At 39.9% G+C, this 16,694-nt stretch carries 11 protein-coding genes and 1 riboswitch; of the genes, 8 read left to right on the top strand and 3 right to left on the bottom strand.

Annotated features, from left to right (window positions below; all coding sequences use genetic code 11):
- Window positions 1-9 precede the first annotated feature (9 nt).
- Together OH461_RS17980 and OH461_RS17975 are read right to left on the bottom strand one after the other, a co-directional pair.
- Complete coding sequence (locus OH461_RS17980; protein WP_038160581.1) at window positions 10-1,842, bottom strand: ATP-binding protein; 1,833 nt, start codon at window positions 1,840-1,842, stop codon at window positions 10-12.
- A gap of 1 nt (window position 1,843) precedes the next feature.
- Window positions 1,844-3,019, bottom strand: coding sequence for an SIR2 family protein (locus tag OH461_RS17975; RefSeq protein ID WP_270021936.1), 1,176 nt, complete (start codon window positions 3,017-3,019; stop codon window positions 1,844-1,846).
- A gap of 385 nt (window positions 3,020-3,404) precedes the next feature.
- On the opposite strand from OH461_RS17975, the gene OH461_RS17970 reads away from it, so the two are divergent.
- From OH461_RS17970 to murI, 8 genes are all read left to right on the top strand, one after another.
- Window positions 3,405-6,086, top strand: coding sequence for a class I SAM-dependent DNA methyltransferase (locus tag OH461_RS17970; protein ID WP_270021934.1), 2,682 nt, complete (start codon window positions 3,405-3,407; stop codon window positions 6,084-6,086).
- 31 nt (window positions 6,087-6,117) lie between these two features.
- Entirely contained in the window at window positions 6,118-8,148 is a 2,031-nt protein-coding gene (locus OH461_RS17965) for a DEAD/DEAH box helicase (RefSeq protein WP_270021932.1), read from the top strand.
- A gap of 3 nt (window positions 8,149-8,151) precedes the next feature.
- A complete protein-coding gene (locus tag OH461_RS17960; RefSeq protein ID WP_161439472.1) occupies window positions 8,152-9,411 on the top strand; it encodes a GIY-YIG nuclease family protein in 1,260 nt (419 codons plus the stop codon).
- 125 nt (window positions 9,412-9,536) lie between these two features.
- Window positions 9,537-10,631 (top strand): nucleoid-associated protein, encoded by a 1,095-nt coding sequence (locus OH461_RS17955; RefSeq protein WP_038160567.1) that lies wholly within the window; start codon window positions 9,537-9,539, stop codon window positions 10,629-10,631.
- 6 nt (window positions 10,632-10,637) lie between these two features.
- Entirely contained in the window at window positions 10,638-11,837 is a 1,200-nt protein-coding gene (locus tag OH461_RS17950) for a hypothetical protein (RefSeq protein ID WP_161439471.1), read from the top strand.
- Between the two features lie 201 nt (window positions 11,838-12,038).
- A riboswitch (cobalamin riboswitch) is annotated at window positions 12,039-12,356 on the top strand.
- A gap of 52 nt (window positions 12,357-12,408) precedes the next feature.
- A complete protein-coding gene (locus OH461_RS17945) occupies window positions 12,409-14,178 on the top strand; it encodes a TonB-dependent receptor domain-containing protein (RefSeq protein WP_270021931.1) in 1,770 nt (589 codons plus the stop codon).
- A 50-nt stretch (window positions 14,179-14,228) separates the two neighbouring features.
- A complete protein-coding gene (locus OH461_RS17940; RefSeq protein WP_270021930.1) occupies window positions 14,229-14,918 on the top strand; it encodes an ATPase in 690 nt (229 codons plus the stop codon).
- Window positions 14,919-14,949: 31 nt separating this feature from the next.
- Window positions 14,950-15,741, top strand: a complete 792-nt coding sequence (murI, locus tag OH461_RS17935; RefSeq protein ID WP_270021929.1) for a glutamate racemase — start codon at window positions 14,950-14,952, stop codon at window positions 15,739-15,741.
- On the opposite strand, the gene OH461_RS17930 is transcribed toward murI, so the two are convergent.
- Window positions 15,716-16,156, bottom strand: coding sequence for an RNA recognition motif domain-containing protein (locus OH461_RS17930; protein ID WP_270021928.1), 441 nt, complete (start codon window positions 16,154-16,156; stop codon window positions 15,716-15,718). The two genes, murI and OH461_RS17930, sit on opposite strands and share 26 nt — an antisense overlap.
- Window positions 16,157-16,694 lie beyond the last annotated feature (538 nt).

The raw sequence follows: 16,694 nt of genomic DNA, 5'->3' as shown, positions 1-16,694 counted from the left end.
CTACTTAACTTAAGAACACATTCTTCGAGATATATCTTCAAGTTCTTCTAGATCTAATCGACCTTTTGACCAACCAGAAGCAAACGGAATGGTACTAGATTTAGGTAACTGATCTTCTTTCAAATCTTTAACTTTAACTCTACAGGGTAAAGCGGCCCCTTCCCCAACAAAAATGGCTTCCTGCTGAGACAAGATAGGTAAGGCTCCAACCATCCCGGATAGACCATCAGGTAAGAAGCGAGCGACATGCTGCTGGTCAGCAGAGTTTGTAAGCCTTAATACTACCCATGTACCACATTGAGATATTACAGTGCTGTCAACATCGGCAGGTCGTTGACTTACCAACATCAATCCTATGCCATATTTTCGACCTTCTCGCGCAATCCGTCGTATCGCTCCCTGCGCAGCTGCGTATTGAGCCTCCCCATGATCTGGAACGTATCGGTGGGCTTCCTCGCATACCAATAGAATGGGATCTTTTTCTTTTTCATCTTGAGTTTGGAACACTTTGTATTGAAAAAGTAATCTAGCTATTAATGCTGCTAGAGGTCCTGCGACTTCGTTAGGCAGGCCAGAAATATCAATAATTCTGATATCTTTACCTGCTTGTTGAGGTGCCCCAACAAATTGATTTAGAACTTGATGCAATTTTATATCACCATTGTTTGCCCAGTTTTTCATCATAAATGCCAAACGAGTATCTCTACGAAGAACTTTCAATTTCTCAAGTACAGAGGGAACTGGAGATTTGGCTAAATCTGAATTAGTTAAACTCTCATGCTTACCTTTGTTTATTCTGCCTCCTTGTATGTATCGGACATGGTTTTCAAATTCGTCCAAAGAAAAAGGTCTCGGTTTGTCACGGTCAAACTCTAAGATATCAGACGTATCTTTATCGTCACATAAATCCGGGTCATCCATATTAATTAGATGAACCAGCGCATCAGTACCAAACTCATTAGGGCAAGGCTTCACAATACCACATGCCACCATCCGGGCATGTGCGAGAGCCTTTTGAACCACGTTATTTTGGCTAGTAGCACTATGTTCTGTTTTTCCAATTACCAAATTAGTAAATTCATCACTAGACATTAACCAGTAAGGGAGTTTTATTTCCTCTTGTTCATCTTGCCCAGCCGCAATATTGTATGCACGATATTGAATAGCTCTTTCTTTAAATGCTGTACCATATTCTCCATGTGGGTCGATGATTACTATTTGTGGTGATAGCTCTACTTGGTTGTGCTTATGGGAAAGAACACTGTGAATAATGGCTGCTACCGTACCTGATTTACCAGAGCCTGTTGATCCCAGAACGGCACAATGCATACCAAACATCTTATTAATATTAGCTCTGCAAGCAGTTGACTCCGATGCACTGTATGTTGCGAAAGGAACTAATGGATCGACCTCTTCATCTCTTGTTCCTTCAGCTGAGCGATACACACAGGCTATTTCTTCACTTGTTAGAAGAAATACGCCTTGTTGCGGTAGAGGATAGGTTTTAATACCACGGCGAAAGCTTAGTTTTTCCTTAACAGCATTCCAGCTACCTTCAGCTAATAATTGAACTTCCATTACTCGCTGATCGGCATCTGCATTAACTGGTTTACCAGCTTCAATTAATTCCTCTGAACGCATTCTAAGCATGGTTACTAAGCCAAAAATCACTTTTCGGCCATAGTGAATCTTAACCATGCTTCCTATTTGTCCTATCGAATAAACTCGTCCATCAAAAGTTCGATTCAACTCGGAAATTTTATCAGATATCTCAACTTTAATATTGGTGCCTGATACTTCAACAACTTGTCCTATTCTCAACTCGTCAACTGGTGTGAACATGTTATACCTCGCATCCATTTTCTAATATTGATGTGACACCTTTGAAAGTCCACCAATAGTCATCACCATCCTTTCTTGTAAATGGTCCTTCATTGCCCACATACAAACCATGTAAGGATGCGATGATAACTCTTCGACCAAAACTTGAATTGCGCCATTTCTCAATGCAATTAGGGAGGGTTTGCTCTCTACATTCCAAGAATGCGATGAGTACTGTTTTATTTTCTTCTTTAGAAAAGGCAAATTCGATTTCGTTATTAATGTGTTCATCACCAAAGCTATAGCCGCATACAGCGAGAACATTACTGCTATTGGAATTTAGAGTCTTCCTAAACAGATCAAATTGTGCCGAAAAAGGGTCTTGCTGAGTTGCAACATATTTTGTCGCTTGGGGATAGATTAAAACTCTACGGTTTACTTCTGGGTAGCGGTCATTATCTCTAACTCGCCATACATAACCTTTTTCACATAGAAACCAGTCTATAGAACCATGCATTTTAATTACGTTGGCGCGTTGACCGTTCAAAGGAATAGGCTCGCCGTATCGTTGAGTTCTATGTGCTACAGCGCCTCCTGCAAATCCGTCCCAGTACGGAACTTTATTCAGAGCTAAAGCGTCTTCCAATAAAGTGTCGTAATTGGTAGTAAAAATATTGACCGTTTTTCTTCTTTCATAAACTCCAGCGGATGCATGGTTGAAAAGCATATTAATGAAATTTAGGTGAGCCTCGATATCAACAATTGGTTCAGATAATGTACCTTCTTCAACTGTGTTACCGTCTTTATCTTCGACATAACCACATCTAATAACGTTAGAAATAGATTCCAAAATGGCGTAGTGGATGTCTTCAAGACGAGATAACTCTATTTCTTTGCCATTAATCGTTGTCTTCTTTTCCTTGTTTCTTTCCGCTAAAGCAGCATAATCGCCTAGGTGACTGAGTACGTGTTCTATATGGCATTCCAGCGGTAATTCATTGAACAAAGGAACAACAATATCGTTGAACAACTCTTCATGCTTGTTTTCCAAGTCTTTTTTAACTTTGTTGGTTAAGGGATACATCAAAGGTAATTTAGCATCGAAGCTAATTCCTGCACCCAACAGCCAACTTTGTTCACTGCACTTTAAGTGTTCTTCTATCTGAGAAAACAATTCTTCCTTAGCTAAGTCTTCCATTTATAACCTTCTAAACAATGATTGTTGTGCCAGTTGCTACACGATCTTATGGCAGGGTTTTGGCTGCCTATTCTTTGGTAGTAACGAACAGTCGTCTCCATAATTGTCACCAATATAACACCACACACATAAGAAAGGTTGATTAACCTCTCGTGTAAAGGTTTTTGAACAATATCTTCAGCGACTTAAGTCATCGGCTAGTCATAAGGGGAGCGAACGTATCAATGAGCGGTTTATCTGATACGACTCATGGGATTGCATAACTAACTTGATGTATAATCGAAAGCATTTTTAAAAGGAAATCAATTCCTTTGATAAGAATTGATTGCCGTTAGACAAGATTGCTACTGAATTGCAGATTAGCAGCTTTCATAAAGGAAAAGGCATGGCCGTCAATCAGGCAAAGATTTTTGAACAACTTGAATCTCTAGTTGAATCAGTAGATACCAATGAATTTATATATGGATTCCTAACAGCCTTTAACTTCCCCAAGGCAACGATTACTCAGGTTCGTCAGGATGGTGCTCGTAATGTGGCTAAGATTCCAGGTCATGTTGGGTTGAAGAATAAACTTTATTATTTTCCAGTAGAGCATGGTCAGGATATTGATGCTGCATTGGATGAGCGAATTGACGATCCATCGATAGCTAAGAACAAAATTCGCTTTATTCTGACTACCGATTTTGAACGTTTTCTTGCGTGGGATACATCAACTAGCGAGCGACTGGATATTGACTTTGAAGTGCTGCATCGCAACTACAGTTTCTTCCTGCCACTGGTTGGCTTAGAAAAGGCTATTTTGAACAGCGAAAAGCCTGCAGATGTAAAGGCTGCAGTCAAAATGGGTAAGCTGTTCGACTTAATCCGTGTGAACAATCACTTAAGTAAACCAGAAGATATTCATGCGCTAAACGTGTTTCTTACACGGCTATTGTTTTGCTTATTTGCTGAAGATACCGGTATTTTCAAGCAAAAAGGTCAATTTACTTCTGCTATCAAAAGTTGTACGGAAGAAGATGGGAGTAATCTAGACCAGTTTCTCTATCATCTATTTTCAGTGATGAATAGCCCTGATGATAGCGATCTCCGTCAGCATCTTCCTAAACATCTTACTGATTTTCCATATGTTAACGGTGGCTTGTTCTCTAGTGATGAACCGATACCAACGTTAGGTAAAAAAGGACGCCGTATTCTTATTGAATGTGGTATGGAAGACTGGAGCGCTATTAACCCTGATATTTTCGGTAGTATGTTCCAAGCGGTAATTGATGTCGATCAGCGAGCACGTCTAGGTCAGCACTACACATCCTACAGTAATATTATGAAAGTGATTCAGCCTCTGTTTCTTGATTCACTTCGAGCTGAACTGGAAAAACAACGGCCCAGTGTCAATGGACTTAAACGCCTACTTGTCCGACTAGGCCAAATCAAGGTCTTTGACCCCGCATGTGGTTCTGGGAACTTCCTGATCATTGCTTATAAAGAACTCAGACTCCTTGAAATTGACGTTATTAAAGCGTTGATGAAAATCGACCAAAGTTTTTTCATGAGCAATATTCATCTTGATCAGTTTTATGGCATCGAGATTGATGATTTTGCATGTGAGGTCGCACGACTTTCTCTTTGGTTAGCTGAACACCAAATCAATAAACAATGGGAAGAGCATATAGGCCCTGCAGAGCCTGCATTGCCACTTAAAGCATCAGGTAAAATTGTTAGCGGTAATAGTTTGCATCTAGACTGGAATGAGGTTTGCCCTAAAAAATCTGAAGATGAAGTATATGTTATTGGCAATCCTCCTTTCCTAGGAACATTAGGCCGTACAGACTCACAACGTGCAGACATGAAGATGGTTTTTTCAGGTTTTAACGCATTAGGTAATTTAGATTATGTCGCATGTTGGTTTTGGAAAGGGGCTCATTATATTCGAAACTCAAAATCTGAGCTTGCTTTAGTGGCGACTAATTCGCTTTGTCAAGGCGAGCAGGTAGCCGCATTATGGCCATCTGTTTTTGATTTAGGGTTACATATACATCTTGCATATCGAACATTTACCTGGAAAAACAATGCTAGAGATAAAGCTGCCGTACATGTGATCATTGTTGGTTTATCTGCTCAAGATAAAGTTCGTCAACTATATCAAACAGTTGATTCGGAATGGCATTGTCAACTTGTTAGTAATATTAGCCCTTACCTTGTAGAAGGTTTAAATACATCAGTTGTTACACGAAATACACCCCTATCAGAATCAACTCCTCCACTTCTTTACGGAAATAAACCAACTGATGGTGGGTATTTATTTTTAAATAGAAATGAACGTGATGAACTTTTGAGGTTAGAACCAAATTCTGAAAAATGGATTAAGAAAGTAGTAGGTTCAGCTGAATTTATAAATGCGAAAGAACGTTGGTGTTTATGGTTAGTCGGTATTGAAGAGTCTGAATTGAAATCTATGCCTCATGTATGCCAAAGAGTTCAAAAAGTGGCTGAAACAAGGAAAAATAGTCCTGATATAGGTGCTCAAAAGCTAGCCGAAAAACCACACCTTTTTAGAGATCTTAATAATCCAGAGAACTATATTTTAATACCTAGAGTATCATCAGAACGTCGAAAGTACATTCCAATTGGTTTCTTTAACAAAGATGTTATTAGCACGGATAGAAATTACATATTACCTAATGGGACTATGTATGAGTTTGCTATTCTTAATTCATCTATGCATAACGATTGGATGCGTTTAGTTGCAATGCGTTTAAAGAGTGATTACAGCTATGGCAATAAAGTTGTTTATAACACTTTTCCTTGGCCGACTGTAAATGAGAAGCAACGAGCCAATATTGTTAATCTTGCTGAAAATATTCTCTTTACTAGAGAGGATTTCCCAGGAAAAACTCTAGCTGAGTTATATAACCCCGATTCTATGCCTATAGAGTTAAGCGAAGCACATCATAAGTTAGATATAGCTGTTGATAAGCTTTATCGTGATAAACCATTTCGAGATACAGCCGACCGTTTGAGTTTCTTGTTGTCTCGCTATGAAGAGCTGACTTCTCCGGAAGAAAAATAACAATAGTTTCGTTGGCAAAAGGTTTAAGATAATGAATAACAATATTTTGGAAGTTAGTTATAAACAGACAGGGCAAAGTACGAACCATAACGACATGGGGATGCGTGAAATGCAGGCGCGGGCATTCGCCCAGCGTGATAGTCAATACCTTTTGATTAAAGCGCCACCGGCTTCTGGGAAGTCTCGTGCTTTGATGTTTTTAGGGTTGGATAAACTGATTCATCAGGGGCTGCGAAAAGTGATTGTCGCCGTTCCTGAAATGTCTATTGGTGGTTCATTTAAAGATACCAATTTGACTGAGTATGGATTCTTCTCTGATTGGACGATTAAGCCAGAATACAATCTATGTATCAGTGGTAGTGAATCAGGTAAAACGAACGCATTTAAGCGTTTTATGAAAAGCGAAGAGCAAACATTGGTTTGCACGCACTCAACATTACGCAGTGTATTCGACAAGTTGTCTCCGAAAGATTTCGATAATTGTCTTGTCGCTATAGATGAATTTCATCATGTGTCTGCAGATGAGAATAGTCGATTAGGGAATCTGATCGATGTCTTGATGAATGGCTCTTCTGCTCACATTTTAGCGATGACTGGTTCGTATTTCCGTGGAGATACAGTACCTATTTTATTGCCAGAAGATGAAGCAAAGTTTACTAAGGTAACATACACCTACTATGAACAGTTAAATGGCTATAACTATTTAAAAACATTGGGTATTGGCTATCACTTTTATCAAGGCCCTTATGTAGAGGCTTTGCCATCAATTCTTGACCCTTCTAAAAAAACCATCATTCATATTCCTAACGTGAATTCTGGCGAATCGACCAAAGATAAGCACATGGAAGTCGACCAAATTCTTGAAGTGCTTGGCGAAGTTATTCTGCAAGATCCCAATACCGGTATATACCAAGTAAAATGCAAGCAAACAGGGCGAACTCTGTTGGTTGCCAACTTAGTTGACGATAACGTTCATCTGCGACCAAAAGTCCAAGCATATTTAAGAGATATCGAGTCTGCTGAACAGATGGATATCATTATCGCTTTGGGGATGGCAAAAGAAGGGTTTGATTGGCCGTTCTGTGAACATGTTCTAACCATCGGCTATCGTAGTTCAATGACCGAAATTGTTCAGATAATTGGCCGAGCAACTCGCGATTGTAAAGGTAAAACACACGCTCAGTTTACGAACCTCATCGCTCAACCGGATGCGCAAGACGACGATGTTAAGGTATCGGTTAACAATATGCTTAAAGCGATTACTACATCGTTACTTATGGAGCAGATTTTGGCTCCAAGTATACAGTTTAAACCCCGCTCTCAATGGCAAGGTGGGGAATTACCTGCCAACACTCTTATCATCGATGACACAGCTACACCAGTATCCCAGAAAGTTCTAGATATTTTAAATGGTGATAAAGGTGAAATATTGTCGGCATTAATGGCAAAAGAACCTGTTGTAAAAGGTGTCATTACCGAAACAACACCGCCAGAAGTTATCAATGAAATAGAGCTACCTTCTGTAATTCAAACTTTATACCCAGACTTGGAAGAGCATGAGATTGAGCAGGTTCGCTCAGGGGTTCTTCAGAGCCTGTATATTGGTCAACATGGCGGTGTTATCGATGAAAAAGATTTGCCAGATGATGCTGATATCGATGATGGTTCAACATCAGGAAATGGTAAAAATAATCAGCCTGGGAATAATGATTCTGGTGCGAGTCGGCAATTTATTAAGATGGGTGATAAGTTCGTCAACATTGAAAATTTAGATATTGACTTGATTGATGCTGTAAACCCGTTTCATGGTGCTTATGAAATATTATCTAAGTCTGTAAATGCCGCAATGTTGAAGACGATTCAAGAGACAGTAAGAGCTAGTCAAGCCAAAGTCTCTGAAGAAGAAGCTGTGATGCTATGGCCTAGAATTAAAGCTTTCAGTAAAGAACATCAACGAGAACCGTCATTAACTGCATCTGATCCTATTGAAGTCCGATATGCGGAGGTGCTTGCTTATATTCGCAAGATGAAGCAACAGAGAATGGCAAAACAAGAGGGATAAGGTGTGATTTGTTTACGCTCTTCTAAGAAAACGCCAAAGCGAGACTTAGATGATATTTTTTCTGAAGACGATGACTTGGGGCTGCTTGATGTAGCTCCGTTAAAGGCAAAAGCACCTGCTGGTAATCTGATTGAAAGTCAGTTTGAGGAAATTACAGCGTTCTTTGAAAAGAATGGACGTATACCAGCTAGTGATGCGGATTCATTCGATGAAAAGCGGTTGGCTAGACGTTTAAAAGCCTTTAAATCAAACGGTGAACAGAGAGAATCGCTTAAAAAGTTTGATTCTTATGGCCTGTTAGCTGAGTGTTCGTACATACCGTCAATGGAATCTGTCGGCTCTTCAACCTACGAAATTCAAGAATCAACACCCTCGTCTGAAATAGATAAGTCTGAATTAGTTACGTCTTTGGATGATATCTTTGACGATGATGATGATCTGCTAGAGTTTGATGCCCCTGACATTTTCACTATTCGCCATGTTCCTGCAGAAAAAAAATCGCAGCCGGAAGAAATTGCCAAACGTCAGCCATGTGCGGATTTTCCTCGATATGCTCCTATTTTTGAAACAGTCCAAAAAGAACTTAAAGCAGGCGCTGCGTCACTTGAGCGTTTTCGCCATGAACTAAAAATACAGGTTGGTGATTTTTTTATTCTTAATGGCTTGATGGGGTATGTTCATTATGCTGGAGAAAGATTGGAAGGTTACAGTAGCTACAATGCAAGGCTGCATTTAGTCTTCGAAAATGGCACAGAGCTACATATGCTGTTTCAGTCTTTGACACACGGATTAGTCCGTGACGATCATGGATGTAAAATTATTCGTGAGGGAGCATTGCTTGAGCCTGACGGTAACCCAGTTCCTACCGGGTTGGTATATGTGCTTGCTACTAAGAGTCCAGATAGTGTTCTTGCACCCTATAAGGCGAACCTTTACAAAGTTGGGTTCACCGAAGGTAGTGTTGAAGACCGTATTAAACATGCAGAGAAAGATCGTACGTTTTTGGAAGCACCTGTTCGCGTGGTAATGACGACAGAATGTTACAACATAGATGCTCATAAGCTAGAGACTTTAGTGCATGGTTTCTTGGGATACCAGCGACTGAATATCACCCTCAAAGGACATGATGGGCAGAGCTACAAGCCCAGAGAGTGGTTTAATGTACCGCTGGCGACAGTTGTTGAAGTAATAAAACATATCTTGGATGGAACGATCTCACAGTACCGTATGGATAATACTTCAGGGAAAGTTATGAAAAAGTAGGCAATTCTTAATCTTTGTTTTTATGTGTAAAGTGCAAAAAATGTAAGCGGGTCTCATTTACTCTCTCGTGTGGCTTTTATATAGTAAGGCGATTGCATATTTATAATTATCTTCAAGGACTTTACATGGCAATCACTATTCATCGAGCTGTTGTGCATGAATTGATAAAAGAAAAAAATGAAGAACCTCAACCATTGCATTACCGACAATCCCTTCTACCTGTAGATAATGAGAGTGTACAGAATGTAATTGCTGGCGTTGTTAATATTTATGGAAGAAAGAATAACAGTGCCAGATATGGTGTTTTTCGGGACGATGAGGCCTCTGGAAGTGTACCCGATTCATTTTATGAATACTCAGAACTAGAAGATGTTAGTGATGAAGACTTCATGGTTCTATCAAAGTCAGTCATGCAGGAGTTATTTCGAGAAGCTACTGGGGTTGCATTCGCTACTGGTGGACATATCTTATTTTCGGATTATGAGAGTGATGGAGTTAGATTCTATTTAGCTGCGATGATCAAGCAAAAGTCAGGATTCGCATTCTCCGATACACTCGGTGTGGAAGATCTTGAATACATTGATTTAAGTAAGCTTCATCAAGCAATTAAAATTAATTTTTCTAAATACAGCGCCTATCAAAACGCTGATGATATTGAACGTCAGGACTCTACGTATTTAAGTTTTGTTAGTCCACAAACAAGTCAGTCAGCAGCTGGATATTTCATTCAGGCGATGGGATGTAAAGCTGGTGCACCTTCAGCAAAAGCAACTCAAGCGGCTGTTGATGAAAGTGTTGGTTTTTTCGAGTCTAAAGAAGATTTGAAAGCGCATGCTCCAAACTTAAAAAGAGCGTTGACTGTTTATCTGGAACAAAAAGCTGAATCTAATGAACCAGCAACTTTACCTGATATCGAAGGAATCGCCCGACGTTTTTTTCCTACCGATGATGAAGAGCAGGCTGATAGATATGCTGATGAGTTTGTTACATATTTAAACCGCGAAGAAAGTGGTGTTCCACCTGAGTTCCCTGTTAATAAGACAAAACTCAAAACAATGACTCATTTAGTCTACAAAGGTGACGATTTACACCTAGAATTTGATAAGGAAGATATAGGTGGTAATCCCAGTGCAAGGGTTTACTTCGATGGAGCTAAAGTTATAATCAAGGATCTTCCACAAGATCTGATTGATAAACTAAATCAGCAAATTAATGGGTAGCAACCAGTGTCTTTTTATCCTTTAGTTCAGTTACGCAGAGCAGCATCTCAGCATAGCTTTAATCGGCCTGTGTTTAGTTGCTCTGTTCATGTTACTGAGGGTATAGCTGAAATTCTTGAGCAATGTGAATACCTGCGTGAGATAAATGGTAGTGATATTGATGGAAATTCAGTCAATTTTAATGATTATATAGACCAAGAAATTGAGTTAACTTTTCGAACGCCTAGAACTAATGAATCTCAATTTTACCAAAACTTAAATGCTTTTCTTGATAACTTTACATTTTCTTATTCTGAAGTTGTTGAATTGCCTGAATTTTATTTATTCGATGAAGATTTATATTATTCAGCTAACTCAATAGAATCTGATGACGATGATATTTTTAGCCGGCTGAAATTACTAATTAGAAGTGTAGCTAAACTTGAAAACTTAGCTCATTATCATGATGAAAAAATGGGTGATTCTCGGACTTTAGTTTATCTCTCAGGTGAACATCGAACACCTATAGTTTTAAGTGTAAGTATTTCTGAAAATTTACTATCGAAAGACATTAATTTCTCTCTTTTGAATGAGTTGACTTCAGCCGAATCCGAATTGAATATGCACTACAGTGATAAACTGAGTGTTTTTTATGCTTCATTGCATGAATTTTTAGGTGGAGGTTATGCCCCAGATGAAGCCTTTAACAAATTGATTGATTCTTGGGGAGCATTCGTTGCTTTATATCAGAATAATCTGTCTACTTACTTAAGTGGTTTTTCGTTTCATAAGGCTAAAAAAGAAGTTGCTGAAGCTGAAATTGAGCTATCTGAAAAATTAACTAATCTGACTAGTGACATTGTTTTTAAGCTTTTTTCCGTCCCAGCCTCTGTTATGGCATTAGCCGCAATTATGCAAAAGGGTCAGTTAGACGCACTAGTTTTTGTCCTGCTAGTAATCGGAGTTATTGTTACGATTCTGCTTATGTACGGATTGCTTAAAAGTCAAAAGAATAAGTATGAATCATTGGAGAAAGCTAAAGATCTTGTATTTAGCTCTATTGATGGAAAAGAAGCTGAGTACCCAGATGAGTTAAATACTGAAATTACAGCAATGAAGAGTCGCTTAAACAAACATTTTAAGTCGACAGGTAAATGGCTTGGTTACTATAAGGTCGCCATATTTTCTCCATTGATAGCACTTATATTATTTATAATCATCGCTTAAGAGTTATGAGTGGTACTAATTCCCGATTTCTAATTTTATCTCCAATTGCCCCCTGAATAGTTACTATTAATAAATTTCATAAACAACTTTATTTAATTTCAATAGATTAAACTGGTAATCAAGTTGGTTTTGATTAAAATCGATTTTTTTGGCAGGTTTAGGTTTTCTGTCCGTCTATGTTGCAGGGAAAGTAAGAACGCGAATCTCATGATTCTCAATGGTCTAATTGAATAAAAAGTTAGACAGACCATAAGAGAATGTGAAAAATTTAGACAGTGATACGGATTGGGTAGATATTTTCAGTTTTAGACGCACTAGCTCCCATTATTAAAGGCTTTATCCTTATCTAATCTATTTTTTAAACGTATTCTTTCCCAACTGTAGATAGCTGACGCGCAGCGGTAAGAGAGAACGAACGCTCAAGAGACACTGCATTAGATTATGTGGGAAGTCGAGTTACTAGGTATATGCAAGCATACGCTCTTAAGTCCGAATACCTGCCAGCAATGAGTCACAGCAGTGGTCTGCATATGATCGACTCATAGGAATTTACGCGACTTAGGATACGACAATGAACAAATCTATTTTAGCAGTGGCCGTGGTGTCGCTGCTTCCTTATGCCTCTTTTACACAAGCACAGCAATCATCAGCCGATGAAACCGTCGTTGTAACAGCGAACCGATTCGAGCAAACACTAGACAGTGTAATACAACCTGTCGAAGTGGTTACTAAAGAAGAAATCGATGCACTTCAAGCCAAGAGTTTACTTGAAGTGTTGAATCGTCTTCCGGGTATTCAAATTACATCTAACGGTGGATACGGCCAATCTCAGAGTGTGTTTGTTCGTGGTACAAACTCGGACCACGTACTACTGCTTGTAGACGGTGTGCGCACCGGTAGTGCGACGTTAGGTAGTGCAAATATTTCAGCAATGCCATTAGCGGGTGTTCAGCGCATTGAATACTTACGTGGCCCTCGAGCCGTTGCGTATGGTTCAGATGCACTTGGTGGTGTTATTAATGTAATTACAGATACCAATGCAGAAGAAGTGGTGCTTTCTCTGAGCGCGGGTAGTGACGCATACGCTCAAGGTTCTTTAGCTATTGCGCATCAATTAACTGAAAAGCTTCATAGTTCTATTACGTTAAATCAGTCTAAGACAGATGGTTTCTCGGTTCAAAATGGTACGGGTAATGAAGATGATGATGGTTACGATGCGAAGAATGTCACCGCGGCATTAACCTATAAATTAAATGAGCAAGTACAACTCGGTGTTCAAGGTTTCTATCATGATGGCGAAGTAGAATATGACGCTGCTGACGCGAAGAAAGATGAAACCGTGTATAACGTGGTTGCTCACATTAATTATCAGTCAGCTAAATGGCAATCTAAGTTAGCGTTAAGTCAGAACCAAGATTACAACTATAACTATGCTTACGACAGTGAATATCAAACAGACCGAACGGGTGTAGCGTGGACCAATCATTATCATGTGAACAACGTTATTTCACTTGGTGGTGGCTTTGATTGGTATCGTGATGATGTGTCTGAGTCATCTGAGGCTTTTGAAAACCCGGCGCGTGATAACTTTGCTATTTACACAACAGGCTTTGCAACAGTTGGTGCGTTTGATTTCGAACTTGCACTTCGTCATGACGACAATGAGCATTATGGCAATGAAACGACTTGGCAATTTGCAACAGTGTGGAATCTGAATGATCAGTACCGTTTGAAAGTGAATTCAGGTACAGCATTTAAAGCGCCGACATTCAATGACCTGAATGAAACACCAAACCTTCTGCCGGAAGAGTCAATTCAGTATGAGTTGGCATTCGAAGCGGATTATGATTTGGTTGATTGGCGTTTGGCCGTTTACCAAAACGATATCGACAATCTTATTGCTTGGGCACCAGTAGACAACGCGGGTACGTGGAAGCCATCGAATGTTGATTCTGTAGAAATCTTTGGTGCGGAGCTTGTTGCGCTATTTGATACAGGCCCTATTCAACATGAGTTGATCCTTGAATATCTCGATGCGGAAGATAAATCCACAGGTAAACAGTTGGATCGCCGTGCGAAAGACAGTTACAAGTGGAATATCAGTTATCAAGAAAATGGCTGGCGTGGAGAATTAAGCACCTTGTACCAAGGTGATAGAACAGACGGTTCTGATGAGCTTGATGCGTATGTCCTTGTGGACTTGGCGATCAGCTACGAAGTGATTGATAACCTAACTCTTCGCGCTCGAGTGGCAAACTTATTCGATGAAGAATACGTATTGGTTGATGGTTACAATACGCAAGAGCGTAGTTACTTTGGTACGGTAGAGTACCGCTTCTAATTAGATTTAATCCTAAGCCGCCTTCGGGCGGCTTTTTACTTCTGAATATCATGCAAAAGAAAAACGTCATTATCAGTTGGTCGAGCGGCAAAGATTCGACATTAGTGCTTGAACGTTTAATGGAAGACCCTTCATATAATGTAATTGGCTTATACACCACTTACGTTAAAGATGAGGTGCCATTTCAAGCGACGCCAATTCCAGTGTTAAAAATGCAGGCAGAGCTGCTTGGTTTACCACTGCTCCTTATTGAACTGCCTGAAGTATTTCCACCAAACCACATCTATCAATCTCGTATCGTTGAAACGTTACAATCCAGTTCACTTCAGATTGATGCTGTCGCTTTTGGTGATATGTTTTGCAATGGCATCGAACAGTACCGAAGAAGTTATATCGAGCCGGCGGGATGGCAAGCTGTGTTCCCTCTTTTGGGCGAGTCGAGTGCCAAGCTCGCTCAAGAGATTTTAGATCGAGGCATTAAAACGCTGGTGGTGACAACCGATGGTAGTCAGTTGAGCTCGGACTATTGCGGGCAGTGGTATAGCCATGATTTCCTATCCAGCTTACCAGTTGGCGTCGACCCATGCGGTGAGGATGGAGAGTTTCATACTTTAGTGACCAAAACTGATAGCTTTAATGGTCATATCGAGCTGCAAGTAAGCCACTTAGAATCTGGAGAACGCTTCACGTACCAAAGATACACGGCGAAAGCATTGCCAAATACAAATCGAAGGGTATGATTTGCTCCATCTTAATTAGTGGAATAACTCAGTGTCGCAACAAGCCAAAGTATTGATATTTGATTCAGGAGTCGGTGGACTATCGGTCTATCAAGAAATTGAAGCGAGACTCCCGCAATTGGATTACCTCTATATCTTTGACAATGCGGCATACCCGTATGGAGAGTTAGACCACGACACTCTACTCGAAAGAGTCAATCGCTTGGTATTGACCATGGTCGCTAAGCACAATATTGATTTGGTCGTCATCGCGTGCAATACCGCAAGTACCATCGTATTGCCATCACTTCGATCTAAGCTATCAATTCCTGTTGTTGGTGTTGTACCAGCCATTAAACCGGCTTCTAACCTAGCTAACAAAGCCGTTGGCCTAATTGCTACGCCTGCGACCATCAAGCGAGAATATACTCACGAACTGATCCGCGACTTTTCTCAAAGCAAACCGGTCGAAATGTTAGGGTCGACTCGATTGGTGGATATGGCCGAAGAAAAGCTCCGCGGTAAAGCGATTGATTCAAACGAGTTAGCTCAACTGCTTAAACCTATTCAAGATAAAGTGGATGTTGCGGTATTAGGCTGTACTCACTTTCCTCTTATTAAAGAAGAAATCCAGACGGTTCTTGGCGAGAAAGTATCGCTGGTGGATTCGGGTGAGGCGATAGCAAGACGCGTACAAGAGTTATTGGGAATAAAACAGCGGGAAGAGAACAAGGGAAGAAGAGAGATTTTTTCAAGCGCTCCCCCTTGGGAAGAAGGAGCCTTGAATCAAGCATTGCTATTACTTGGTTTTAGTTCGGTTAGTCCCTGTCAGGTTGAGATTTAGGATCATTAGCAATACGAACCTTTAAAGTGCGCTGCATATAATCTTGCTCGTTTAACCCCTCAATAGCAGTCGCTGCATCTGCGGCTGCCATTACTACAAAACCAAAACCTCTTCTTTTACCAGTGCGTTTGTCTTTCATTAAGCGTACAGCGAAAACTTCACCATGCTTTGCAAATAACTCTTTTACGTGAGACTCATTTGCTTTGTAAGGCAAGTTGCCTACATATAAAGTCTTGGTGGCTGGATCAGTTGTTGAAATGGTTTCTGTTGTCGTGTTGGAAAATTTAAATACAAAAGCGGTGACAACAACACCAATAACAAAACTCACAGCGGGTGAAATGGTAATCTGTGAAAAGGCAATTCCACCCAGTGCAGCTAATGCGACAATCATTAAAGTCGATTTATTTGAACTCATATTGGAATACTACTTCTAAGTCAGAGAAATAAAGGGTGTCTACATTTAACAAAATAGACACACGGATCTTACGTATATGGTTGGTCTTTTTCCAATTCATTGATGTGACATGACTCAAATGTTGAAATTTTATTCTATTTCAAACGATTTGTTTTCTTTTTAGCCAAACGAAATCTTTTTTGCAAAAAACACTTGTCATAAATTTGAGGCTCCCTATAATGCGCCTCCATCGACACGGAATGAGACGAAAGTCACAAACCGATTCGGTTGAGAGAGAAAAGAAAGTTTGAAAAAATGCTTGACTCTCAAAACGGGAAGCGTAAGATACGCACCCCTAACGACGAGGCGCTGAGCGCTGAGGAAGTTAGAAAAAGCTCTTTAAAAATATAGACCTATCAATCTGTGTGGGCACTCGTTGATGATAATCCAATTAGAAGCTTAGGCTTCAAATTAGGTTTCAATGAAACGAAGTGACCATTCGAATTGGGAAGCAGCCTTGAGCTGTTTGATTTCACTTTTTAAAGTGAAAACCAATAAG

The organism is Vibrio sp. LaRot3 (assembly GCF_027587025.1).
GTDB lineage: Bacteria > Pseudomonadota > Gammaproteobacteria > Enterobacterales > Vibrionaceae > Vibrio.
This window is presented reverse-complemented; position numbering and strand designations above follow the sequence as displayed.

Excerpts from the sequence above, each read along its gene's own strand:
- OH461_RS17980 (WP_038160581.1), bottom strand. The coding sequence starts at position 1,842 with ATGTTCACACCAGTTGACGAGTTGAGAATAGGACAAGTTGTTGAAGTA.
- OH461_RS17975 (WP_270021936.1), bottom strand. The coding sequence starts at position 3,019 with ATGGAAGACTTAGCTAAGGAAGAATTGTTTTCTCAGATAGAAGAACAC.
- OH461_RS17970 (WP_270021934.1), top strand. The coding sequence starts at position 3,405 with ATGGCCGTCAATCAGGCAAAGATTTTTGAACAACTTGAATCTCTAGTT.
- OH461_RS17965 (WP_270021932.1), top strand. The coding sequence starts at position 6,118 with ATGAATAACAATATTTTGGAAGTTAGTTATAAACAGACAGGGCAAAGT.
- OH461_RS17955 (WP_038160567.1), top strand. The coding sequence starts at position 9,537 with ATGGCAATCACTATTCATCGAGCTGTTGTGCATGAATTGATAAAAGAA.
- OH461_RS17945 (WP_270021931.1), top strand. The coding sequence starts at position 12,409 with ATGAACAAATCTATTTTAGCAGTGGCCGTGGTGTCGCTGCTTCCTTAT.
- OH461_RS17940 (WP_270021930.1), top strand. The coding sequence starts at position 14,229 with ATGCAAAAGAAAAACGTCATTATCAGTTGGTCGAGCGGCAAAGATTCG.
- OH461_RS17930 (WP_270021928.1), bottom strand. The coding sequence starts at position 16,156 with ATGAGTTCAAATAAATCGACTTTAATGATTGTCGCATTAGCTGCACTG.